This is a genomic window from Nonomuraea cypriaca (assembly GCF_015645445.1).
GTDB classification, from domain to species: Bacteria; Actinomycetota; Actinomycetes; order Streptosporangiales; family Streptosporangiaceae; genus Nonomuraea; species Nonomuraea cypriaca.
The window spans coordinates 18,142-41,991 of the sequence record NZ_JADOGI010000056.1; the positions used below are offsets into that span (position 1 = coordinate 18,142).

Consider the following 23,850-nt stretch of genomic DNA (forward strand, 5'->3'; position numbering starts at 1 on the left):
GTTACTCCTCGAATTGGAAGACGAGCTGGAGAACCTCGGATGGGTGCTTGTCGAGCAGGTCGAAGGCCTCGGCGGCCCTCTCGATCGGTACGACGTGCGTGATGAGGTCGCCGACCTCGACCTCGCCGCGGTGCACGAGCTCCATGAACGTGCGCTGCAGCCGTTCGACGTCCCAGCGGTGCGCCAGCCAGGAGGCGACGCCACCGATCTGGGAGGAGACGAGCTGGACCTGGTTGTGGTGGAACTCCTCGCCGAGCCGCAGCCCGACGCCGTCGCCCTGGTAGAACCCGGCGGCGACGACCCGGCCGCCCTTGCGCACGGTCCTGATCGCCTCGTGCAGGCCCTGATGGGTGCCGCTGAGCTCGATGACCGTGTCGGCACCCTCGACGCGCTTGCGCATGAACTCGGCCACCGAGTCCGAGCGCACATCGAACGTCTCCGCCGCGCCGAACCTCCTGGCCAGCTCCAGCCGGTCGGGAATGGCGTCGGCGGCGACCACCTTGGCCCCGCTCAGCACGGCCAGGCGGGTGGCGAGCAACCCGATGACGCCCTGGCCGAAAATCGCGATCTGGTCGCCGAGATGCACGTCGGCGGCGTGGACCGCGTTGAGCGCGATGGCGCCCACCCGGGCGAAGACGCCCGCCAGCGGGTCGGCGCCTGTGGGGAGCACGTGACCGACCAGCTTGTCCGCCGGCACCACGGCCTCGGCGCGGTGACCCCAGATGCCCCACACGAGGCCGCCGACGGGGGGGTCCGCGACATCCGCTGCCGCCTCCACCACCTCGCCGACCTCCTGGTAGCCCCAGCCCGAGAGCGGGTACGCGTGCGTCTGACCGTCGACGAAGAGCCGGCGCTCGGTGTCCCATTTGCGGTTGAGATATGGATTGGTGCCGCGATAGGCGGTGAGCTCGGTGCCGGCGGAGACCCCGGAGTAGATCGTACGGACGCGTACGGAACCCGGGAGCAGATCGGCAGGCGACTCCACGCTTACGTGGACTTTGCCTGGCTCTTCAAAGGTGATGACGCGCATGCCCCACACTTACGCTTATTGATCATACAAAAGACAAAGCTTTAGTACTTGTTTGCATACGATAGTTGCGCTCGTAACAGTTGTAAGTCTACGTCTTCCACCAGGGGCTGCTGGTGATATTGGGGTTTCCGCCAGCGTGTCTTCAGGAAAGCGAACTTATCGCCAATGCATATCCGCCCGCACACCAGGGGTTTCCGGCCCGTGAGACCGACCCGGACATGACCGAAATCACAGGTAGATCTTCTTGGCCTGGGGGTTGCCGAAGGGGCGGATCGATGCTTCTGGAGAGGCGTTGGGACAGGCACGGAGAGGGTACAGGCCGGTCTCGGTATCGCCACCTGTACGTTCCGTGGACGATCGCCGGGGTAAGTGCGGCATATCCCCGATAAGAGGAGCGTGCCATGCCGAAGAAGGTAACCGCCGTCCTCTCCGTCGCACTGCTGGCGGCCGCCTCACTGGTGGCGTGCGGCGACGGCGGCGGCGAACAGCCGGCCGCGAACCAGATCACCGTCTGGACCGAGGAGAACCTCGAGGACCGGATGGCCGTCCAGAACCAGATCATCACCGAGTTCACGCGCAGGACCGGCGTCCAGGTGAAGCTCGTCGGCGTGGCCGAGGACCAGTTCAGCCAGACCCTCACGGCCGCCGCGGCGGCGGACGACCTGCCCGACGTGATCGGCGCGCTGCCGCTGTCGTCCGTACGCGAGATGGAGGCCAACGAGCTGATCGACACCGAGACGCCGGGCAAGGTGGCCGACCAGCTCGGCCGGGACACGTTCTCGCCGCGCGCCCTGGAGCTCAGCACCTCGGGAGGGCAGCTGCTCGCCGTGCCCAGCGACGGATGGGCGCAACTGCTCCTCTACCGCAAGGACCTGTTCGAGAAGGCCGGGCTGCGGCCGCCCGACACGTACGAGGCCATGGAGGCGGCGGCCGCGAAGCTCAACACGGGCGGGGTCGCGGGCATCACGCTGGCGATCGCGCCGAAGGACTCGTTCACCGCGCAGAGCTTCGAGCACGTCGCGCAGGCGAACGGGTGCCAGCTCGTCGACAACGCCGGGAATGTCACGCTTGATTCGCCGCAGTGCGTCCGGGCGTTCGGCTTCTACTCGAACCTGGCGAAGAACTACTCCGTCAAGGGCAAGCAGGACGTCGACTCGACCAGGGCCACGTACTTCTCGGGGAAGGCGGCCATGACGATCTGGTCGTCGTTCATCCTCGACGAGATGGCGGGGCTGCGTAAGGACGCGGTGCCGAGTTGCCAGGAGTGCCGCGCGGATCCGGCGTGGCTGGCCGAGAACACCGGGGTGGTCACGGCGCTGAAGGGGCCCGACGGGAGCGCCCCCGCGCAGTACGGCGAGATCGTCTCGTGGGTGGTCACCCGCGACGCGGCCAAGGACTCGGCGGCCAAGTTCGTCTCGTACATGATGAACGAGGGCTACGAGCGCTGGATCGGGATGGCTCCGGAGGGCAAGTTCCCGACCCGAAGGGGCCTCGGGGAGAAGTGGGACCAGTTGCCCGCCGGGGTCGACACCAAGAAGCCGCTGGCCGACGTCTACCCGCCCGACGTGCTCGACGCGCTGCGCAAGAGTCCCGACACGTTCGCCCGCTGGGGCATCCCGCAGGGCCAGGGCAAGCTGGTCGGCGCCACCATGGGCGAACTGCCCGTCCCCAAGGCGCTCAGCGCGATCGTCGACGGCTCCCTGACCCCCCAAGCCGCCGCCACCCAGGCCAAAACGGACGTGGAAACCATCAAACGCGGAATCCGCCAATGACCCCTCCACCCCACACGCGAGGGAGTGCCGTCGCCTGGAGGAGCGGCGGGAGCGTAGCGACCAGAGCGGGGGAAGGCGGCGGCGTGAGGCGACCGAGCCCGCCTCACGGAGTGAGGCCATGAGCACGAGAACGCTGAGGGAGCAGGAAGGGCGGGCGGGGCTGGCGCTCATCTCGCCGACGCTGGTCATCACGCTGGTCGTGGTGGTGGTGCCGTTGCTGTGGGCGGTCATGCTGGCGTTCCAGGACGTGCGGCTGATCAACATCCGCCGGGTGGGCGTACTCGGGCACTACACGCTGGAGAACTTCGCGTACGTCGTCTCCGAGCCGGGGTTCTGGACGTCGCTGGTCAACACGCTCGTCTACACGGTCGCGGGGACGGCGTTGTCGATCGCGATCGGGCTGGTGGCCGCGCTGGCGCTGCGGGACAGGTTCATGGGGCGGACGCTGGTCAGGGCCTCGATCCTGATCCCGTACGTGGCGCCGGTCGTGGCGGTGGCGTTCCTGTGGGAGACGATGCTCAACCCCCAGTACGGCATCGTGAACACCTGGCTCAGCGAGCCGATCGCGTTCCTCACCCAGGCCAGTGGCGAGTTCCTGGGCCTGCGGGTGCCGGTCGCGCTGCTGACGGTGATCGCGTTCGAGGCGTGGCGGTATTTCCCGTTCGCGTTCCTGTTCATCATGGCCAGGCTGCAGGCGCTGCCCGCGGACCTGGAGGAGGCCGCGGTCGTGGACGGGGCCACGCCGACCCAGCGGTTCCGATACGTGATCATGCCGCAGCTCTGGCGGATCGTCGCGTTGCTGTCGGTGCTGCGGTTCGTGTTCACGTTCACCAAGTTCGACGACGTCTACCTGCTGACCGGCGGCGGAGCCGGCACCGAGGTGGTCAGCGTACGGGTCTACAACTTCCTGACCGCACGCGACGACATCGGCGCCTCTGCCGCGCAGGCCATCGTCCTGGCCGTCTTCCTGGTCGTCTTCCTGGCCATCTACCTGCGCTTCTTCGCCGGAGGTGAACGTGAGCAGGGATAGGTTCGAACGCGGGCTCCTCCGGGTGCTGAGGCCGCTGGTGATCCTGGTGCTCTTCCTGGTCACCGCGTTCCCGTTCGTCTACATGGTGATGTTGTCCGTACGCGACATCCAGGAGCTCATACTCAACCCAGGCTCCTTGTGGCCGAGCGCCTTCACCCTGGACACCTACGTGAACGTCCTGACCAGACAGGGCTTCCTGACGTTCATCAAGAACAGCGCGATCATCGCGGTCGCCTCGGTGGCGGCCACCCTGCTGATCTCCATCCCTGGCGCGTACGCGGTCGCGCGGCTGCGCTTCTTCGGCCGGCGGCAGGTGCACTTCCTGTTCCTCGCGGTGTACCTGTTCCCGGCGATCGTGCTGGCCATCCCGCTGTTCGTGCTCTTCACCATGATCGGCCTGCGCGGATCTCTGGTCGGCTTGATTCTCGTCTATATCGCGCAGACAGTGCCGGTCACGGTATACATGCTGCGCAACTACTTCGAGACCGTGCCGCAGAGCGTTGAGGAGGCGGCCGCGATCGACGGGTGTACGAGGCTGTCGACCATCTGGCGGGTGGTGCTGCCGCTCTCCAAGCCCGCGCTGATGGCGACCGGCCTCTACGCGTTCATGATCGCGTGGAACGAGTTCCTCTTCGCCCTGCTCTTCCTCGTGGAACGGCGGGAGAGCTGGACGGTCTCCCTGGGGCTCTCACAGTTGGCGGGCAGCATCGAGATCCCCACAACCGTCCTGATGGCAGGGTCGGTGGTGTTGACGCTGCCCATTGTGATCGTGTTCTTCGCCAGCGAGCGCCTGCTGACGGAGGGCCTCACGGCCGGAGCCGAGAAGGGATAGACCATGCTGACGGCAGGGCAGATCCTCCAGCTGATTCGCCATGGCACCTGCCGAACGCGTAAGCAACTCATCGAGTACACCGGCCTGTCGCGGTCCACGATCACCGACCGGGTCGACCGGCTGATCGACGCCCGCTACATCCACGAGTCCGGCGTCGCCACGTCCGGGGGCGGGCGACCGCCCTCGGTGCTCGACATCGACGCGACCAAGCGCCTGATGCTGGTCGCCGACCTGGGCGCGGCCCACGCCAGGGTGGCGCTGACCGACCTGGCGGCCCGGCCGATGGCCGAGGAACGTGCCGAGATGCGCATCGACCGTGGGCCCGAGGCGGTCCTGTCGTGGGTTCGGGACGCGTTCCAGCGGCTGCTCGACCGGTGCGGACGGCCCCAGAGCGACGTGTGCGGGATCGGCCTGGACCTGCCCGGCTCGGTGGACCACACCGCCGGCCGGGTGATCAGGTCCTTCCTGATGCCGGGCTGGGACGACCATCCGGTACGGGCGGCGATCGGGGAGACGTACGACGTGCCCATCCTGATCGAGAACGACGCCAACGCGATGGCCCTGGGAGAGTGGTGGTCGTCATGGCGGGCGACGGACTCGCTGGTCCTCATCAAGGTGTCGACCGGGATCGGCACCGGCATCATCCTCGACGGGCAGATCTACCGCGGGGTCGAGGAGGCGGCGGGGAACATCGGGCACGTGCGGATTCGTGAGACCGACGACCGCGTGTGCACGTGCGGGTCGCGCGGCTGCGTGGCCTCGCTGGCCAGCGGCCTCTCCCTGGCCACCGACCTGGGCAAGGAGTCCAGCCGCGACGTGGTCAGGCTCGTCCAGGCGGGCGATCCGGAGGCCATCGCCCGCACCCAGGAGGCCGGGCGGACGCTGGGCGTCGTGCTCGCCACGGCGGTCAGCCTGCTCAACCCGGGCGTCCTGGTGCTGGCCGGGGACATGGCGGACACCGGGGAGCACTACCTGACGGGGATCAGGGAGACGGTCTACCGGCGCAGCCTGCCGTACACGACCCGGAATCTGGAGATCGTCACCACCTCGCTGGGCGATCGGGCGGGGGTCGTGGGGATGGCGGTGATCGTCATGGAACACGTGCTCTCCCCGGCCTCCGTGGACGCCGCCCTGGGCACCGCCGTGAGCTGAGCCACCGCCGTGAGCTGAGCCACCGCCGTGAGCTGAGCCACCGCCGTGAGCTGAGCCACCGCCGTGAGCTGAGCCGCCGCCGTGAGCCGAGCCGCCGCCGTGAGCCGGCCGGTCAGCCGAGTGCGCGGCGCAGGAGGGTGGGGGCGGCGACGAGTGAGGGGCCGTACCACGTGAGAAGGCGCCCGCTGACCAGGGCGCAGGCGAGTCCGGGGAAGCACTCGGGGCCGTCCGTCGCGGAGAAGGCGTAGGGCTCGTCGGGCAGCACCACGAGGTCCGGCCGCCGCTCGACCAGCTCGGCCAGCGGGATCCTGGGGTAACGCTCCAGGTGGCCCGCGTAGAGGTTGTCGACGCCGAGGTGCCTGAGCACGTCCCCGGTGAAGGTGTCCCGCCCGGCGACCATCCACGGGCGGCGCCAGATCGGGACGATCGCCGACCTCCTCGGGCCCGCGGCGGGCGCGCGCCACGCCTCCTCCGCCGCGTCCAGCCACCCCGGCCGGCCGGTACGGCATGCGCCGGCGAACATCCGCCCCAGCGAGGCGAACGCCTCCTCCAGCGTCTCGATCCTCGTCACCCAGACCGCGATGCCCGCCTGGCGCATGGCCTCGATGTCGGGCGCGCGGTTCTCCTCGGCGTTGGCCAGGACGACGTCGGGCTTGAGCCTCCTGACGGCCTCCAGGTCGGGGTTCTTGGTGCCGCCGACCCTGGCCACGTCCAGGTCTGCCGGGTGGGAGCACCAGTCGGTCGCGCCGACCAGCGCGTCAGGCACGGTCGCCGCCACGGACTCGGTCAGCGACGGCACCAGGGACACGATCCGCCGCACGGTGTCCGGGATCATCACGGGCGCACCGATGTCGTCCATACTGACAGCCTAAAACCGGGATAACCGTAACCGGATGTCGGTATAGATCCCTAGAATCACCTCAAAGATCGTTAACTCGTGAATCGGGGGATTGACGGTTGGAGCGTAAGTCACCGGGTTTCGATCCGAACACGCCGAGTGTGGCGCGGCTCTACGACTACTACCTGGGCGGCAAGGACAACTTCCCGGCCGACCGGGCGGCGGCGGAGAAGATCCTGAAGGTGGCTCCCGAGTTGCGCGCCGCGGCGCGGGCGAACCGGGCGTTCCTGGGCCGGGCGGTGCGGTTCCTGGCTGACGCCGGCATCAGGCAGTTCCTCGACATCGGCACCGGGTTGCCGACCCAGGGAAACGTACACGAGGTCGCCGCGACGGCCGCCCCCGGCTCCCAGGTCGTCTACGTCGATCGGGACCCCGTGGTGCTGGTGCACGCGCGGGCGCTGCTGGCGGGACAGGGCGGCACGACGGTGATCGAGGGCGATCTCCGCAAGCCCCGCGAGATCCTGAAAAATCCGGATGTGACGCAGGCGATCGACTTCAGCCGCCCTGTCGGCGTGCTGCTCGTGGCGGTCATGCACTTCATCAGGGAGTCCGACCGCCCCGACGAGATCATGGCGACCCTGCGGGACGCCCTGGTCCCGGGTAGTTACCTGGTCATGTCCCACGGCACCAGCGACGCCCGCGCCGCCGCCGTCCACAAGGGCACCGAGGTCTACAGGAGCGCCACCGCCCCGCTCACGCTGCGCGGCCGGGAGCGGATCACGGAGCTCTTCGAGGGACTCGAAATGGTGGACCCCGGGCTGGTCTGGCTGCCGGAGTGGCGGCCCGAGCAGGCCGACACGATCGACTTCGCCGACAATCCCGAGTCGTCGCTCATCCTGTGCGGCGTGGGCAGGAAGAGCTGAGACATGGACATCGGGCTGGCCGTACCGCAATATGGCAGGTTCGCCGCGCTGTCCAGCGTGCTGCGCGTGGCGCGGGCGGCCGAGGAGGCGGGGTTCGCGAGTCTGTGGGCCGGTGACCGGCTGCTGACGCCCCTGCGGCCCAAGGACCGCTATCCGGGCGGCGACGGCGCCATCCCGCAGGCGCACCGGGTGTTCCTGGACCCGTTCTCGGTGTTGTCGGTCGCCGCCTCGGTGACGTCCACCGTACGGCTGGGCACCAGCGCGCTGAACGCCTGCTGGTATCCCCCACCGGTCCTCGCCCGCTCGCTCACCACGATCGACCACCTCAGCGGCGGCCGGCTCTGCGCCGGTCTCGGCCTCGGCTGGTCCTCCGACGAGTACGCCGCCGCAGGCGTGCCGTGGAAGGACCGCGCGAAACGGTACGACGCCACCCTGGACGCGCTGGACGCGATCTGGGGCCCGGACCCGGTGGCCGTGGAGCACGAGCTGTGGACGATCGCGCCCAGCCACATCGAGCCCAAGCCGGCCCGCCGCCCGCCGCTCTACCTGGCCGGTTTCGCCGAGCCCGCGCTGCGCCGCATCGGCCGCAGAGGCGACGGCTGGCTGACCGCCACGCTGCCGATCCCCATGCTGACCTCGATGTGGCGGACCGTCCGCGAGAGCGCGGAGAAGGCCGGGCGCGACCCCGGCGCGCTCCGCATGATCCTGCGGGCCAACCCGATCGTGACCGACCACGGCGAACCGCCGCGGAGCGGCACGGTCGCCGAGCTGTCGGCGTATCTGGTCACCGCGGCGGAGGCCGGGGTCCACGAGCTGATCCTGGACCTCCAGCACACCGCCACGGACGACCAGCACCTCCTGGAGCTGGCCGGAGCCTTCAAGGCCCGGCTGACCTCGTAGGGGGCGTTACTTCAGCGCGTTGAGGGCGCCGTCGTAGTCGGGCTCCTGGGAGATCTCCGGCACCAGCTCGGAGTAGACCACCTTGTTGTCGCCGTCGAGCACGATCACCGCCCGCGCTGCCAGCCCGGCCAGCGGCCCGCTCTGCTGGTCGACGCCGTAGTCGCCGAGGAACTCGCGACCCCGCATGAGCGACAGCATGGTCACGTTGTCCAGCCCCTCCGCGCCGCAGAACCGCTTCTGCGCGAACGGCAGGTCGGCGGAGACGCAGAGCACCTGGACCTCGGGGTGCTCGGTGGCCAGCTGGTTGAACCTGCGCACCGAGGCCGCGCAGGTGCCGGTGTCGACGCTCGGGAAGATGTTGAGCACCTTGACGGCCTGGCCGAAGTCGCCGAGCGAGCGCTCGGCCAGGTCGGTGCCCACCAGGTGGAACCCGGGCGCGCTGTCGCCGGGCTTCGGGAACGACCCACCCACGGTGATGGGGTTGCCCATGAAGGTGACGTCGGACATGAAAACCTCCTGATAGCGATGTTGGCCCCGCGTCGAGATCCTATCGGCGGCGGTCCAGGCCCAGCCGTTGCGGGCGGCGTGCCAGCCGAGCTGGACGCGGGTGCGTACGCCCGCCAGGTCCATCAGCGCCCGCAGCCGCCGCTGGAGCGTACGCAGGGACAGGTCGAGCTGGCCGGCCGCGGCCTCGTCGGTCAGCCCCGCCATCTCCAGTTCGGTGATGGCGCCCTCCGGCTCCTCCAGAGTGCCGGCCACGTCCACCCGCAGCGGGTAGGACCGCTGCCACACCACGTGTTGTCATCGGGCGGCACCGCCAACGGCACCCTGAGCTCCTCCCTGCGCGCGGTGAGCAGGCTGCCGAGGGCGACCGCGGGCGGGGCGGCGGCGTAGCGTACGGGTGGGCCAGGCAGGCGCGAGACCAGACCGCGGGCCTGCAGCGCGGCCAGGTCGTCGGCGATCGGGGCCACGGGCCTGCCGAGGGCTTCCGTGAGGGCTTCGGCGGTGCGGGGGGCGTCGACCAGGACGCGGTAGACGTCCTCCTCACGGTCGGTGAGGCCCAGCGCCTCCAGCACGGTGCCCGGTCCCTTCTGCTCGGCGGAAACGCCGACCAGCATGGGGAGCGAACTCGGGGCCGAAGACGCCATAGCCGCCTTCGGCCCCGAATCGTGACTGCACGGTTATTCAGCTAACAATCCGCCGGCTTGCGGCTCAGCCGGCGATGGCCCTGATGATCTCCTGGGACACCGTGTTGCCCTTGGTGTCGGACGCGGTGGCCTTCAGCGAGAGTGAGCCGCTGCGGACGGCCGTGGTCCACTTGCCCTTGCCCGTGGGGAGCAACGGCGCGGGCTTCCAGGTCCTGCCGTCGTCATAGGAGACGGACAACGTGGCCCGCACGGCCTTGCTCGGCGACTTCAGCCACTCCTGGGTCGTCCCCGACAGGCCAATCGTGGCGATCGGGCCGTGCACCTTGACGTCGTAGTCGAGCTGCATGATCGGGATGACGGTCTGGTACGGGCTGCCCTCCGGCGGCTTGGCCGAGACGAAGCCCCATTCGGTGTGGGTACGCGTGGACGTGCTCCACCGCTGCGGGTCCCTGTTCACGTCGAGCGTGACCCGGTATGGGACGGCCTCGTCGGGCAGGCCGCTGAAGACGGTCGTCGAGTGGCTCGGGGCCCGCTTGATCAGCGTGTCCCCCTGGTACAGCGCGATGGACATCGTCTCGAAGGAGTCACCGCCGCTGCCGGAGTGACTTGGGGTGCCGTCGCTCAGCGGCGGGAAGTTGAGCTGGATCCCGCCGCTGTTCGTGCGGAACGAGTTCCAGTAGTCGGGGCTCAGCCGCGGCCGGACCACCGGCGCGAACCACTCGTGCGTGATCCGCTGACCGGGTCGGTAGGTCCGCTTCGTCTGCCGCATGCTCCAGTCGTCGTCACCGCCGATGGTGTGGGTCTCGTACCAGTTGTAGCCGCTGCCGGTGGTGACCCACTCGGTGCGCTCGGCAGGGAAGTACTCGCGTTCCTGGAATCCGATCGCGGGGCCCCAGCCGTCCTGGAGGTTGTAGCGGAACCCGCCGCCGTCCTGGCCGCCGGAGGCGGGGCCGCGGTAGACGCCGCGCACCTGGGCCAGGTCCCGCGGGCGGTAGGACAGGTCGCGGTCGGGGACGCCGCCCTCGCGCAGGTCCACCACGTCGTACAGGTAGGAGGGGTGGTTCTTCTGCGTGACCTCGATCTGCTTGCCCACCAGGGCCGCCCCGCTGTCGCGGGGAACCAGCGCCACCGGGATGGGCAGCTCCGTGCCGTAACTCTCGTTCCCGCGTCCTGGCCGGTCGTTGACGACCACGAGGAGCTTCGCGCCTGCCGCGACCGCCTGGGCGGCCCGTTCCCTGGCGGGCACCTCCGCGCTGCGGGTCACGATCACAGCCTTACCCTTGACGTCGACGCCTGCGTAGTCCTGGGCGGCGCCCTTGCCCACGGCCACCGTCGCCAGCTTCGTACGGCCGTCGGTGAGCGTGCCGCCGCTCTGCGGGGTCGCCGTCAGCTCGGGGCTGCCCGGCGCGTCCAGGGTCAGCATGGGCTCGCCGATCCGCCAGCGGGTCAGGTAGTCGAACGAGCCCTCGGTCACCTTCTCGGTCGGGGTGACGTACACGTCGTCGTACGCGACGGGTGCGACGTAGGCGAGCCTGATCAGGTCGCCGTCCGGCACGGTCCTCGAGAAGTCGAGGTGGACCTGGCGCCGCTCGCCGCCCTTGGGCGTGGTGACGCTCAGTTTCCTGGCCCGGCTCGCGTCGAGCACGATCTCGGTGTCCTGGTCGAGCTCGGTCTCCGGGTCGACGAGCAGCGCGACGCCGAGCGCGTCGGGCCGTTCGCCCTCGACGTCCAGCAGCGCGTAGGCGACGTAGGTCGAGGGCCGCAGTCGCAGCGTCCGCTCGCCGTCCAGGTCGTAGGGCACCATGCTGCCGTCGAAGCCGGCGAGCACCACCCTGCCCGACGCGGGCTCGCCGTTCCTGTCGCGCAGCTTCAGCGTCAGGTTGTACAGCTCCTGCTCCTTGACGGCGCCGTAAGCCGTACGCACCGCACCGCCCGCGTGGGTCGCGGTCACCAGGCCCGAGACCGTCGTGTTCGGAGCCAGCGCGGCGGGGTCGATGGTGAGCGTGACCTCGGCCGTGCCGTTCGCCGGGACGGTGAGCTCCGGCGTGGACAGCGTGGCCGCGTCGGAGCCGGCCACTGCGAGGTCGAGCGCGACCTCGGCGTCGCCGTGGTTGCGGTAGGTGATCGTCCGCGTCGTCTTGGCGTCGTCGGCGGCGTGCGGCCAGTCGTAGAACGCCGTGGGCACCGAGCCCGTCGCGGTGACCGTGGCCGTGACGGCCGCCGCCACGTCGAGCCGCCCCGTCCCGTGCTGGAACGGCGCGTACGGCAGCGCCTTGGCGGAGCTCATCAGCGCGTCCTTCAGCGCCGGCCCGCTCCAGTCCGGGTGCCGCTGCGCCAGGACGGCCGCCGCGCCCGCCACGTGCGGCGTGGCCATGGAGGTGCCGTTCATCGACCGGTACGGCCCGCTCTGGCCGCTGTAGGACGAGTTCGCGGCGTTGATCGAGACTCCGGGCGCGGAGATGTCAGGCTTGAGGCCATTGGTCAGATACAGCGGACCCATGCTGGAGAAACCGGCCCGCTGGTCCGACTTGTTCACCGCGCCCACGGTCAGGGCCGAGGCCGCCGAGCCGGGCGCGCCGATCGTCCCGGCGTTGTAGCTGTTCCCCGCCGCGATCACGAACAGCGTGTCGTGCTGCTCTGTCAGGTTGTTCACCGCCAGGGCCATCGGGTCCTCGCCGCCGTCGGGGAGGTTGCTGCCCAGGCTCATGCTGACGACCTCGGCCTTGGCCGCGGCCCACTCCATGCCCGCGATGACCCACGAGTCCTGCCCGAAGCCGTCGTCTCCGAGCACCTTGCCGACGAGCAGGTCGGCGCCGGGCGCCACGCCCTTGTTCGCGCCGCCGGACGCGGCGCCGGTGCCGGCGATGGTGGAGGCCACGTGGGTGCCGTGGCCGTTGCCGTCCCTGACCTCCTGGCCGGGGACGAAGCTGACCGACTCGGTGATCTGGTCCTTGAGGTCGGGGTGGGTGTCGTCGACGCCGGTGTCGAGCACGGCCACCTCGACGCCGGAGCCGTCGTACCCGGCGGCCCACGCCTGGGGCGCGCCGACCTGGGGCACGCTCTCCTTCAGGGAGGCCTTGACCTTGCCGTCCAGCCAGACCTTGGCCACACCGCCCGATCTCGCGGCCGTCTGGGCTGCGATCGAGTCCCAGAACGGGCGCGGGTCCGCCTCGATCTTGAGCGCCGCGCCGTTGACGCTCGCCAGCGGCCGCACCACCTGGGACCCCCGCAGGGCGGCGCGCGGAGCCGCGCCCTCGTAGGTGACGATCACAGGCGGGGCGCCCTCATAGCCCATCTCGGTCAGGACGGTGAGGTCGAACAGCCGCTTGTCGAGGCGTTCCGCCGCGATCAGCGGCATCGCCTCGTCGGGCAGCACGTAGAGGTCGCCGCCCGACTGCTGGATCCGGACGCCGCCCTGGGCGTCCGCCGGGCGGTCCACCGTGACGGTGTCCTGGTCGCCGGGGCCGTCCACGTAGTGCACCCGGTCACCGGTGATGAGAGTGATCTCCGTTTCACGGGACGGCGCGGGATCCCGCGCCTCCGCGTGCGCCGCCGCTGGGACGGTGAGTACGGTCGCGGCGAGCGCCAGGGCCAGAGCACCGGCTAACCGGCCGGCGTGTGGGTTGAGAGGCATGAAATCGATTTCACCGTCTCAGCCCACCACCAGCAAGATCGATCCTTGGCGAGTATGCGCTATGTCGCAACTCCGCCATGTCGGACGTCGCGGTCAGACGTTGCGCCGATACTGCCCGCCGGCCTCGAACAGCGCGTCGGTGATCTGGCCGAGCGAGCAGTGCCGCGCCGCCTCCATCAGCACCTCGAACGCGTTCTCCTCCGACATCGCCGCCTCCCGCAGCCGGTCGAGCTGGGCGGCCGCCTCGGACCGGTTGCGCTCCTGGAAGCCGTGCAGCCGGTCGAGCTGGGAGCGCTTCTCCTCCTCCGTCCCCCTGGCCAGCTCCAGCTTGTGGGCGTCGGACTCGTCGTGCCCGCGCGCGCTCGTGAACGTGTTGACCCCGACGATGGGCAGCGAGCCGTCGTGCTTGCGCATCTCGTACAGCATGGACTCGTCCTGGATCTTGCCGCGCTGGTAGCCGGTCTCCATCGCGCCCAGCACGCCGCCCCGGTCCGACAGCCGCTCGAACTCGCCGAGCACGGCCTCCTCCACCAGGTCCGTCAGCTCCTCGATGATGAACGCGCCCTGCAGCGGGTTCTCGTTCCTTGCCAGGCCCCACTCGCGGTTGATGACGAGCTGGATCGCCATGGCCCGGCGCACCGAGTCGGGAGACGGGGTGGTCACGGCCTCGTCGAAGGCGTTGGTGTGCAGGCTGTTGCAGTTGTCGTAGACCGCGATGAGGGCCTGCAGGGTGGTGCGGATGTCGTTGAAGTTCATCTCCTGGGCGTGCAGGGACCTGCCCGAGGTCTGGATGTGGTACTTGAGCTTCTGCGAGCGCTCGGCGGCGCCGTACCGCTCCCTCATGGCGACCGCCCAGATGCGGCGGGCCACGCGCCCGAGCACGCTGTACTCGGGGTCCATGCCGTTGGAGAAGAAGAACGACAGGTTCGGCGCGAAGTCGTCGATCTTCATATCCCTGGCCAGGTACGCCTCCACGTACGTGAACCCGTTGGCCAGCGTGAACGCGAGCTGGCTGATCGGGTTGGCCCCGGCCTCGGCGATGTGGTATCCGGAGATCGAGACGGAGTAGAAGTTGCGCACGCCGTTCCTGATGAACCACTCCTGGATGTCGGCCATCATCCTGAGTGAGAACTCGGTGGAGAAGATGCAGGTGTTCTGGCCCTGGTCCTCCTTCAGGATGTCGGCCTGCACCGTGCCCCGGACGGTGGCGAGCGTGCGGGCGCGCAGGTCGCGGTCCTCCTGCTCGCCGGGCTCACGACCGTGCTCGGCGCGGAAGCGGTCCCTGGCCTGGTCGATGGCGGCGTTGAGGAAGAAGGCCAGGATCGTGGGGGCGGGGCCGTTGATCGTCATGGACACCGACGTGTTCGGCGCGGCCAGGTCGAACCCGTCGTAGAGCACCTTCATGTCGTCGAGCGTCGCGATGGAGACGCCCGACGTGCCGACCTTCCCGTAGACGTCGGGGCGCAGGTCGGGGTCGTGACCGTACAGCGTCACCGAGTCGAACGCCGTTGACAGCCGGGTCGCGGGCTGCCCCTCGGACAGCAGCTTGAAGCGCCTGTTGGTGCGGAACGGGTCGCCCTCGCCGGCGAACATCCTGGTCGGGTCCTCGTCGTCCCGCTTGAACGCGAAGACGCCGGCGGTGAAGGGGAACGTTCCCGGGAGGTTCTCGCCGCGCAGGAAGCGCAGGAGGTCGCCCTGGTCGGTGTAGCGGGGCAGGGCCACCCTGGGGATGCGGTTGCCGGAGAGCGTCTCGCGCCAGAGCGGGGTGTGGATCTCGCGGTCGCGTACCCTCACGACCAGCTCGTCTGCGGTGTAGCGGTCGCGGACGGCGGGCCACGTGTCGAGCAGCGTGCGGCTCTCGTCGGTCAGCTCCCGCTCTGCCCGCTCTGCCAGCTCCGCCAGCCTGGCGTCGTCCTCCCCCAGCATCTCCCGGACGGCGGCGAGTTGCTGGCGGCGGCGGGCCGCCTCGGCCTGGGCGAGCGTCTCCGCGTGGTACGCGCGGACGGTCTCGGCGATCTCGGCCAGGTAGCGGGACCTGGCGGGCGGGACGATGGCGGCCGACGCCTCCGAGGTGCGCGAGGTCACCTGCGGGAGCAGCCCGGGGCCCGCGTCCGCGTCGGCCCGCAGGAGCGGCTTGAGGTGCTGGTAGAGGGCCGTGACCCCGGTGTCGTTGTAGCGGGCCGCGATGGTGCCGAAGACCGGCATGTCCTCGGGTGACGCCCCGAAGGCCTCGCGGTTGCGTACGAGCTGGCGGCGTACGTCGCGCAGGGCGTCCTCCGCGCCGCGGCGCTCGTACTTGTTGATCACGACCGCCTCGGCGAAGTCGAGCATGTCGATCTTCTCGAGCTGGGAGGCCGCCCCGAACTCGGGCGTCATCACGTACACGGGCACGTCCACGTGCGGGACGATCCCGGCGTCACCCTGGCCGATGCCCGGCGTCTCCACGATCACCAGGTCGTATCCGGCGGCCCGGCAGGCGGTGATCACGTCGTCGAGGCGGTCCGGCACCTCGCTGGCTGCGCCCCTGGTGGCCAGGGAGCGGAAGTAGGTCTGGGGGCCCAGGCTGTTCATCCTGATGCGGTCGCCGAGCAGCGCGCCACCGCCGCGCCTGCGGGTGGGGTCGATGGCGATGACCGCGATGCGCAGCTTGTCGTCGTTGTCGACCCGGAACCTGTGGACCAGCTCGTCGGTGAGCGAGGACTTGCCCGAGCCGCCCGTGCCCGTGACGCCCAGCACCGGCGCCGCCCCGCGGCCGCCTTCCTGCGCCGCGCGCAGGCCGTCCGCCAGGTCGGCGGGGGCGCGCCCTGACTCGATGAACGTGATCGCGCGGGCCAGCGCCGCCTGGTCGCCGGAGACCACCGCCTCCACCGAGGGCACGTCGCCCAGCTCGACGTCACAGTCCTCGATCAGCTTGTTGATCATCCCGGGCAGGCCGTACCGCTGGCCGTCCTCCGGCGAGAAGACGCGGGTGACGCCGCGCGAGTGCAGCAGCTCGATCTCCTCGGGAACGATCACTCCGCCGCCCCCGCCGTACACCTTGACGTGCCCGGCCCCGCGCTCGCGCAGCAGGTCCACCAGGTAGGAGAAGAACTCCACGTGCCCGCCCTGGTACGAGCTGATCGCCACGCCCTGCGCGTCCTCCTGGATGGCGGCCGTGACGATCTCGTCGACAGAACGGTTGTGCCCGAGATGGATGACCTCGGCGCCCTGCGACTGAAGAATCCGCCGCATGATGTTGATCGCCGCGTCATGCCCGTCGAACAGGGCCGCGGCGGTCACGAAACGGACTGGGTGTACCGGAACGTGCACGCCTGATCACTCCTTTACGCCGGGCCTCTCCTTCCGAAGATACTAGGACGTCCAACTATTTCCCAACGGTCAACTGGGTAGGGGACGGTCAGGGGGTGACGGCCTATGCGTGCGCTGACGTTCGAGCCGGGCAGGAGAGGGACGCTCGCGGTCGAGGAGGTGCCCGACCCTGAGCCCGCGCAGGGTGACCTGCTCGTCCAGGGACTGGCCCTGGGTATCTGCGGGACCGACAGGGAGCTGGCGGCGGCCGAGTACGGCTGGGCGCCTCCGGGCAGGCGGCGGATGGTCATCGGGCACGAGTCGCTCGGCCGGGTGCTGGAGTCACCGGAAGGCTCGGCGTTCTCGCCCGGCGACCTGGTGGTCGGCGTGGTGCGCCGGCCCGATCCGGTGCCGTGCGGGGCGTGCGCGCGCGGCGAGTTCGACATGTGCCGCAACGGCCGCTACACCGAGCGCGGCATCAAGGAGATCGACGGGTACGGCAGCGGGCGCTGGACGATCGAGGCCGCGTACGCCGTACGGCTGGATCCGTCGCTTGAGCGGGTGGGCATGCTGGTCGAGCCCACTTCCGTGGTGGCCAAGGCGTGGGAGCAGATCGACCGGATCGGTTCGCGGGCCTGGTACGAGCCGCACTCGCTGCTGGTGACGGGAGCCGGGCCGATCGGGCTGCTGGCGGCGCTGATCGGGCGGCAGCGGGGGCTCGAGGTGCACGTGCTCGACCGGACCGCGACGGGGCTCAAGCCGGACCTGGTGGGCGAGCTGGGCGCAACGTACCACGCTGCGAGCTCGCTGGAGTCCCTCGCCCGGTTCAAGCCGGACATCATCATCGAGTGCACGGGGGTCGGCGAACTGGTCATCGAGGCCATGACGAGCACGTCCGCCGTCGGGATGGTGTGCCTGTGCGGCCTCTCGCGTGGGGGGCGTACGCACCGGGTGGACGCGGGCGTGATCAACCGGGACCTCGTGCTGGAGAACGACGTGGTGTTCGGCACGGTCAACGCCAACCTGCGGCACTTCAGGGACGCCGCGGCCGCCCTGGCGAAGGCCGATCCCGGGTGGCTGGAGCGGCTGGTCACGCGGCGGGTGCCGCTGGATCGCGCCATGGAGGCGTTCGAGCAGGGTGACGACGTCAAGGTCGTCATCGAGCTCGACACATAGGCTTCTCCGGCCTGCCGGGCTCCTGTTGGGGCTCAGCTCGGCTCGTACGGCTTGCGTCTCGTCGGGGTGGAGTGCTTGGTCACCGTACGGCCCGAGCCTGCCGGAACCCTGGTCCTGGCGGGCTGCTCCGGCTGAGCCGCACTCGGCTTGGCCGCACTCGGCTTCGCGGCACGGGCCGGCACCTTCTCGCGGGCCTTCTCTTCGGCTGGGGATTTCTGGGCGGCCGGCGCTCTGCCCCGCGTGGGGGTCTTCTCGCGGACCGGGGTCTTCTCGCCGGTGGAGGGCTTGTCCGGGCGCGGGGAGGTTGGTGCGTTCCACGGCCAGGGCAGGCGGCGGTGGGTGCCGCGGCGGCGGCCGGAGACGCGTAAGGAGAGCACGATGGTCAGCAGCACCATGGCGGCCAGCAGCGCGGGCGGCGTGCCCAGGATGTCCATCGGCGAGCCGTGGCCCGCCTCGGGACGCGGCGGCGACATGAACGGCCGTTCCGTCGAGCGGATCTCGTCGGGCTTCGTGGCGCCGGCCTTGACCAGGCGCGGCAGGCCGTACCCGACGACCTTGTCGGTCTCACGGGTCTTGCGCTTGAGCCAGACGCGGTCGACGTTCGCCTCGATGGTGTGGATCTTCTTGCCTTCGACGCGCTCCACGACCCCGACGTGGTCCACGCCCTTGTAGCTCTTGCCGCCGCTCCAGTCGAAGAAGACCAGGGCTCCCGGCTCGGGCTGCTGGGCCCAGGCGTCCTGCTTGATGAACCAGGCCGCGTGCGAGGGCGTCCAGGCGAACTCGCCGACGTATTCGGTGATGCCCGCCTTGTTCGCCGCCCAGGCGATGAACATGTCACACCACGCGGCGTCGCGGTACTGGGAGTCTTGGACGTGATCCGCGTACCACTGACCGAACTTGGTGAACTGGCCGCTCTTCTCCTTGTAACCGAGTTCCTGCCGCACCGTCTTCAGCAGCTCATCCGCGATCGGGTCCAGGGTGACTCCTCCCAGAAAACCGACAAATCACGATGGACTGTAGTAGCACCATGGCGGATTTGTGCGAAACATCCGGAAAGTGTCTTGCTATGAGCCGAAATTTCGGTTATGTGACTGCTGAGGCGCTTGGGACTGACTACTACGGAAGTTAGGAGCCGGCGCCGACGCGATAGACTCCCGCGTCGCCCGCGCCCGGCGCGACCACGTCGGCGACGATCACGGTCACGTTGTCCGGCGAGCCGCCCTCGTTGGCCAGATCGATGAGCCGCTGGACGGCCGCACCGGGGTCTGCCACCGTGGTCAGCACCTCGTGCAGGACCTCGGGCCCGAGCACGGTCGTCAGCCCGTCGGAGCAGAGGAGGTAGCGATCATCAGGCTCGGCTTCGCGCAGCGCCAGGTCCGGCTCCGCCCTGCCCTCGCTGCCCAGCACGCGCAGCACCATCGACCGCCGGGGATGCACGGCGGCTTGATCCTCCGTTATCCGCCCTTCGTCCACCATCGACTGCACAAGTGTGTGATCCTTGGTCATCTGGTAGAGAGCACCATCGCGAAGCAGATATCCGCGGGAGTCACCGAGATGAGCCAGGGCGAACTGGTAGCCGTCCCACAGCATGGCGGTCACCGTCGTCCCCATCCCCCTGCGGGCGGGGTCGATGTCGGCCAGCTCGACCAGCCTGCGCGCCGCCTCGCGCACGGCGCCTTCGAGCGCCGCCTCCAGGTCGGGGCCCGTCTCGGGAAGCGTGGCATCCAACTCGCGCATGACGGCGATCGCCGCCGAACTCGCCAACTCCCCGGCCGCGTGTCCGCCCATCCCGTCAGCCACCACGAGCAAGCGGCCACTCGCATAGCCCGAATCCTCGTTCTGCTCCCTGCGACGGCCCACGTCTGATCCGGCGGCATAGCGGATGTTGTACTTCATACCCAGCAGTAAATCATTGGTTGAAAGACTTCACAAGCAGATGCGCTGAAGACTCTTGTGAACTACTGTGGGCTCCATGAGCCACGACCCGACCGTCAACGCCGGGGACATCGCCCGGCTCGCCGGTGTCGGGCGGGCCGCGGTGAGCAACTGGCGCCGCCGCCACGACGACTTCCCCCAGCCCATCGGCGGCACGGCCAACCAGCCCCTGTTCTCGCTGCGTCAGGTCGAGTCCTGGCTGCGGCGCTATGGGAAGTCCTACCAGGTCTCCCTGGGAGATCGGGTCTGGCAACGCCTGAAGGCCGCGGGCGATTTGCGGCTGGGCGAGTTGGTGGCCCAGGCCGGCGCCCTGCTCACCCACTACGAGGAGGCCCGCAGGACGGGTCCCGAGACCACGTCGGGCGTCCGGCCGACCACCCAGGACAACACGCCCACACCGGAACCCGGCCACGCCGCCGAAGCCGCCTCGGAGACCCGGGCGGCCGCGCGCACAGGCGAAGCCGCCGCGGAAGCCAGGCCGACCGGACGCACGGGCGAAGCCGCCCCAGAAGCCAGCTCAACCCGGCGTACAGGTGAAGCCGCTTCAGAAGCCAGGTCAACCGGACGCGCAGGCGCCGGGGCGGCCGGGCGTACAGGCGAGGCCGCCTCTGAGGCGGGGTCGGCCGGTGGGTGGGTGGCGCGGCGTGGGGGCTCGGCCGGCGGGCTGGAGCCGGAGCTGGCGGAGTTGATCCTGGAGCTGGCCGAGCAGCACGACCCGCTGACCGCGTACGAGTTCCTTTGCGAGCGTTATCTCGAAGCGCACTCCAGGCAGCTCTCCGTCACCCGCGACGACGTGGCCGAGCTGATGGTCCGGCTGGTGCGCGCCGACGGCGCGACCATCCTCGACCCGGCCTGCGGCGTGGGCACCCTGCTCCTCGCCCCGGCGCGGGCGGTGCCCGGACCGGCCGGAGCGCCGCGGATCGCGGCGCGGATGCTGGGCCAGGAGCTCAGCGAGACCTCGGCCGCCATCACCGCCTCCAGGCTGCGGCTACGCGGCATAGATGCCGAGATCGTGGCGGGCGACTCGGTGCGCCACGACGGGTTCGCGGGCGAGAAGGCGGACGCGGTGGTGTGCGATCCGCCGTTCAACGAGCGAGCCTGGGGCTACGAGGAGCTGACCGGCGACCCGCGCTGGGAGTACGGCCTGCCGCCACGCGGCGAGCCGGAGCTGGCCTGGGTGCAGCACTGCCTCACCCACGTCAGGCCCCGCGGCCTGATCGCCATCCTCATGCCACCCGCCGCCGCCAGCCGCCGGGCGGGCCGCCGGATCCGCGCCAACCTGCTGCGCGCGGGCGCGCTGCGGGCGGTCGTGGCGCTGCCAGGCTCCGACCTGTGGCTGCTGCGCCGCCCCGCGGCGGGCGAGCGGCCGCCGTCCGACGTGCTGATCCTGGACGCCACGGCCAACCTGCCGGCGGTCGAGCCTGCCTGGGACGCCTACCTGGAGGACCGCTCGGACCAGACGGTACGCATCATCGACCTGCTGGCCGACGAGGTCGACATGACCCCGGCCCGTCACCAGCGCCGTGACGACGTCGGCCGGGCGTTCGCCGAGGCCCGGGACCGGTTCCTGGCGGCCGCCGCAGTGCCGCCCGACCTGAAGGTGCTGGAGCAGCCGCTCGACCAGCCCGCCACCACGCTGGGCGACCTGATCAAGGAGGGCCTGGTGACGGCGTCGCAGGCCCCGCCCAAGATGGCCGCGGACGGCGGCGACGTACCGGTGCTGACCTCCGACGACGTGCTCAACGGCAGCCCGCCGTCCGGCTCCACCACCATGCAGCAGGGCCTCATCGCGATCCGCCCCGGCGACGTGGTGGCCTCCTACTCCGCCGTGCGCGTGCTGGCCGACAGCGGAGAGGCGGTGCTGGGGCCGCACCTGACGCTCTACCGCGTGGACGCCCGCCGGCTCGACCCCGACTTCCTGGCCGGCTTCCTGCGAGCCGCGGGCGGCCGGGTGACGACCGGCTCCAGCCGGTTCGACGTCCGGCGCACCCGCCTGCCACGGCTGTCGCTGAAGGAGCAGAAGGCGTACGGCGAGGCGTTCAGGCAGCTCGCGGTGCTCGAAGACGCCCTCCGCGAGACCTCGACCCTGGGGCAGACGCTGATCAGGCTGGGCCTCGACGGCCTGGCCGAAGGCCACCTGCACCCGCAGTCCTGACGGTGTAGCTTTTGCCGAATGTAGTAATTTGCCGAGAAAGGCTGCGCGGAGGGGCGAATGGTCATCGGCGACCGCTATGAGCTCGACGACCTCCCCCTAGGTCAGGGTGGCATGGGAGCCGTCTACGGAGGCCACGACCGCCACCTCGATCGCCGGGTCGCGGTGAAGCTGCTGAGGTTGCCCGGCGGGCCCGACCAGGAGCTGGAGAGCCGCTTCCTGCGCGAGGCCCGCATCCTGGCCAGGCTGGAGCACCCGGGGGCCCCGGTCCTGTACGACTTCGGCACCTACGAGCACCGGCTCTACCAGGTGATGCAGTTCATCGAGGGCGTCACGGTGGCCGACGTGGTGCACGAGCACGGGCCGCTGCCGGTGGCGTGGGCGGCGGCCATCGCGGCCCAGGCTTGCGCTGTTCTGTCGGCTGCGCACGCGTTGTCCATCTGCCATCGGGATCTGAAGCCGACGAATCTGATGCTGTGCCCCGATGGCAGTGTCAAGGTTCTCGACTTCGGGCTGGCCATGCTGCGGGACGCGGACCTGACGACGTTCACCAGGATCGGGCAGATCTTGGGGACGCCCGCGTACATGGCGCCCGAGCAGATCCAGCACGGGGTCGCCGAGCCCCGCAGCGACCTGTACGCGCTGGGCTGCGTCCTGCACGAGATGCTGACCGGGAGACAGCTCTTCACCGGTCCCACGGACTATGTGGTGTTCGAAAAGCAGGTGAAGGAACGCCCACCCGCCATCCCCGGGGTCCCGGCCGAGCTGGGGGCCTTGCTTCGGCAGCTGCTGGAGAAGAATCCCGGGGACCGCCCTTCGGACGCCGACGAGCTGTACGCGCGACTGGAGCCGTTCGCGGTGTCACTGCCGATGCTGCCGGGTTTTCTGGCACAGGCCCCTAGCCCTGGGCGGATGTACGCACGCATGGTGGGCCGAGTCCTCAGCTAAGCAGCTTTCCAAAGTCTTGCCCGCAACCCTCGGGCAGCCAACTTCCGTCCCCCTCGGTCGTCGAGTGCCGGGCCGGCACGTCCAGGTCGCTTCGGCTGTGTTCGGCGCACATGGCATAGTCCTCACCGTGCCGTTGGATGATCTGCCGGACTGGCTGCCGGCCTGGTGTGCGGACCAGTTGGAGGACGAGCCGGTCCGCGTGCTGTTCGAGCTGCGGCGGATGTCGGCGGTGTTCGGGCTGCGGTTGGCCGGTGGGCGGGATGTCGTGGTGAAAGCGCGGGAGGACGACGGCCGGGCGGCGTCGTGTGTCGCCGCGCAGGCCCGGTTGGCGGAGCGGGGGTTTCCGTGTGCCCGGCCGCTCACGCCCGCGGTCGGCGTCGGTGCCCTGGCCGTGCACGCTGAGGAGTCCCGGCCCGGCGGTGAACTGCTGCGCGGCGACTCGCCGGACGTCGCCATGCGTTACGCGGCGGTGTTCGCCCGGCTGATGGCCGAACTGGCCGACGTGACCGTCGCGCCGCCGCTGCCGAATCCGCGCTGGGCGCGCTGGGACCACACCGATTCCGGGGTGTGGCCGGCGGTCGCGGAGCTGGACGACCGGGACCAGGGCGCCGTGCCGGCGTATGTCGTCGAGACGGCCGAGCGGGCCCGCAAGCGGATGCTGGCGGCCGGCCTGCCGTGCGTGCTGGGCCACGCCGACTTCGAAGCGCAGAACCTCCGCTGGCACGACGGGGACGTGTGGGCCGTGCACGACTGGGACAGCCTGGCGTGGCAGCCGGAGGCGGCGCTGGCGGGTGCGGCGTGCGGGGCGTTCGCCAGCGCCTCGCCGCCGACCCTGGCCCCGATCGAGAGCTCCGCCGCGTTCCTGGCGGCTTATCAGGATCAGCGGGGGCGCCGGTTCACCGCGGAGGAGCAGGAGATCGCGTGGGCGGCCAGCCTGTGGCCGGCGGCGCACAACGCCCGCTGGGAGGCCGTGCACGGCGACCCCCCGGTGTCCTGTGACGCCGTCCACGCCCAGGCAGCCGAACGCCTCCGCCGAGCGAACGCCTAGTCCGGTGAGCCTCAGAGCGCGCTCTCTCCGCAGCCCGGATTGTT

At 70.2% G+C, this 23,850-nt stretch carries 18 protein-coding genes; 10 read left to right on the top strand and 8 right to left on the bottom strand.

The window, feature by feature from the left end:
- Position 1: 1 nt before the first annotated feature.
- Entirely contained in the window at positions 2-985 is a 984-nt protein-coding gene (locus ITP53_RS19870) for a zinc-dependent alcohol dehydrogenase (RefSeq protein ID WP_328815118.1), read from the bottom strand.
- Between the two features lie 446 nt (positions 986-1,431).
- On the opposite strand from ITP53_RS19870, the gene ITP53_RS19875 reads away from it, so the two are divergent.
- From ITP53_RS19875 to ITP53_RS19890, 4 genes are all read left to right on the top strand, one after another.
- Positions 1,432-2,802: an ABC transporter substrate-binding protein gene (locus tag ITP53_RS19875; RefSeq protein ID WP_195896912.1), complete on the top strand. Its 1,371-nt coding sequence runs from the start codon at positions 1,432-1,434 to the stop codon at positions 2,800-2,802.
- Positions 2,803-2,920: 118 nt separating this feature from the next.
- Positions 2,921-3,832, top strand: coding sequence for a carbohydrate ABC transporter permease (locus tag ITP53_RS19880; RefSeq protein ID WP_195896913.1), 912 nt, complete (start codon positions 2,921-2,923; stop codon positions 3,830-3,832).
- Positions 3,819-4,664, top strand: a complete 846-nt coding sequence (locus ITP53_RS19885) for a carbohydrate ABC transporter permease (RefSeq protein WP_328815121.1) — start codon at positions 3,819-3,821, stop codon at positions 4,662-4,664. Before ITP53_RS19880 ends, ITP53_RS19885 begins: the two co-directional genes overlap by 14 nt.
- A gap of 3 nt (positions 4,665-4,667) precedes the next feature.
- Entirely contained in the window at positions 4,668-5,816 is a 1,149-nt protein-coding gene (locus tag ITP53_RS19890; protein WP_195896914.1) for an ROK family transcriptional regulator, read from the top strand.
- A 112-nt stretch (positions 5,817-5,928) separates the two neighbouring features.
- Here the strand turns inward: ITP53_RS19890 and ITP53_RS19895 are convergent, their stop codons facing one another.
- Complete coding sequence (locus ITP53_RS19895) at positions 5,929-6,675, bottom strand: helical backbone metal receptor (protein ID WP_195896915.1); 747 nt, start codon at positions 6,673-6,675, stop codon at positions 5,929-5,931.
- 98 nt (positions 6,676-6,773) lie between these two features.
- Between ITP53_RS19895 and ITP53_RS19900 the strand changes: the two genes are divergently transcribed.
- Positions 6,774-7,577 (top strand): SAM-dependent methyltransferase, encoded by an 804-nt coding sequence (locus tag ITP53_RS19900; RefSeq protein ID WP_195896916.1) that lies wholly within the window; start codon positions 6,774-6,776, stop codon positions 7,575-7,577.
- Between the two features lie 3 nt (positions 7,578-7,580).
- Entirely contained in the window at positions 7,581-8,477 is an 897-nt protein-coding gene (locus ITP53_RS19905; RefSeq protein WP_195896917.1) for a TIGR03619 family F420-dependent LLM class oxidoreductase, read from the top strand.
- A gap of 6 nt (positions 8,478-8,483) precedes the next feature.
- Here the strand turns inward: ITP53_RS19905 and tpx are convergent, their stop codons facing one another.
- The 4 genes from tpx to icmF all read right to left on the bottom strand — a co-directional run bounded on the left by tpx (position 8,484) and on the right by icmF (position 16,568).
- Positions 8,484-9,272 (bottom strand): thiol peroxidase, encoded by a 789-nt coding sequence (tpx, locus tag ITP53_RS60340; protein ID WP_328815125.1) that lies wholly within the window; start codon positions 9,270-9,272, stop codon positions 8,484-8,486.
- Entirely contained in the window at positions 9,176-9,625 is a 450-nt protein-coding gene (locus ITP53_RS19915) for a helix-turn-helix domain-containing protein (RefSeq protein ID WP_195896918.1), read from the bottom strand. The genes tpx and ITP53_RS19915 overlap by 97 nt, the downstream gene beginning before the upstream one ends.
- A 64-nt stretch (positions 9,626-9,689) precedes the next feature.
- Positions 9,690-13,259 carry a S8 family peptidase gene (locus ITP53_RS19920; RefSeq protein ID WP_195896919.1) on the bottom strand — a complete coding sequence of 1,190 codons (3,570 nt, stop codon included), beginning with the start codon at positions 13,257-13,259 and terminating at the stop codon, positions 9,690-9,692.
- Positions 13,260-13,352: 93 nt separating this feature from the next.
- Positions 13,353-16,568 (bottom strand): fused isobutyryl-CoA mutase/GTPase IcmF, encoded by a 3,216-nt coding sequence (gene icmF / locus ITP53_RS19925; RefSeq protein ID WP_195896920.1) that lies wholly within the window; start codon positions 16,566-16,568, stop codon positions 13,353-13,355.
- A 105-nt stretch (positions 16,569-16,673) separates the two neighbouring features.
- On the opposite strand from icmF, the gene ITP53_RS19930 reads away from it, so the two are divergent.
- Positions 16,674-17,723 carry a glucose 1-dehydrogenase gene (locus tag ITP53_RS19930; RefSeq protein WP_195896921.1) on the top strand — a complete coding sequence of 350 codons (1,050 nt, stop codon included), beginning with the start codon at positions 16,674-16,676 and terminating at the stop codon, positions 17,721-17,723.
- 32 nt (positions 17,724-17,755) lie between these two features.
- Here the strand turns inward: ITP53_RS19930 and ITP53_RS19935 are convergent, their stop codons facing one another.
- Together ITP53_RS19935 and ITP53_RS19940 are read right to left on the bottom strand one after the other, a co-directional pair.
- On the bottom strand, positions 17,756-18,667 hold the full coding sequence (locus tag ITP53_RS19935; RefSeq protein WP_195896922.1) for a CHAP domain-containing protein: 912 nt from the start codon (positions 18,665-18,667) through the stop codon (positions 17,756-17,758).
- A 181-nt stretch (positions 18,668-18,848) separates the two neighbouring features.
- Positions 18,849-19,619, bottom strand: coding sequence for a PP2C family protein-serine/threonine phosphatase (locus ITP53_RS19940; protein WP_195896923.1), 771 nt, complete (start codon positions 19,617-19,619; stop codon positions 18,849-18,851).
- A 76-nt stretch (positions 19,620-19,695) separates the two neighbouring features.
- On the opposite strand from ITP53_RS19940, the gene ITP53_RS19950 reads away from it, so the two are divergent.
- The 3 genes from ITP53_RS19950 to ITP53_RS19960 all read left to right on the top strand — a co-directional run bounded on the left by ITP53_RS19950 (position 19,696) and on the right by ITP53_RS19960 (position 23,806).
- On the top strand, positions 19,696-21,813 hold the full coding sequence (locus tag ITP53_RS19950; RefSeq protein ID WP_236051000.1) for an N-6 DNA methylase: 2,118 nt from the start codon (positions 19,696-19,698) through the stop codon (positions 21,811-21,813).
- A 57-nt stretch (positions 21,814-21,870) separates the two neighbouring features.
- Positions 21,871-22,758 (top strand): serine/threonine-protein kinase, encoded by an 888-nt coding sequence (locus ITP53_RS19955; protein WP_195896924.1) that lies wholly within the window; start codon positions 21,871-21,873, stop codon positions 22,756-22,758.
- A 127-nt stretch (positions 22,759-22,885) separates the two neighbouring features.
- Positions 22,886-23,806 carry a phosphotransferase gene (locus ITP53_RS19960; RefSeq protein WP_195896925.1) on the top strand — a complete coding sequence of 307 codons (921 nt, stop codon included), beginning with the start codon at positions 22,886-22,888 and terminating at the stop codon, positions 23,804-23,806.
- Positions 23,807-23,850 lie beyond the last annotated feature (44 nt).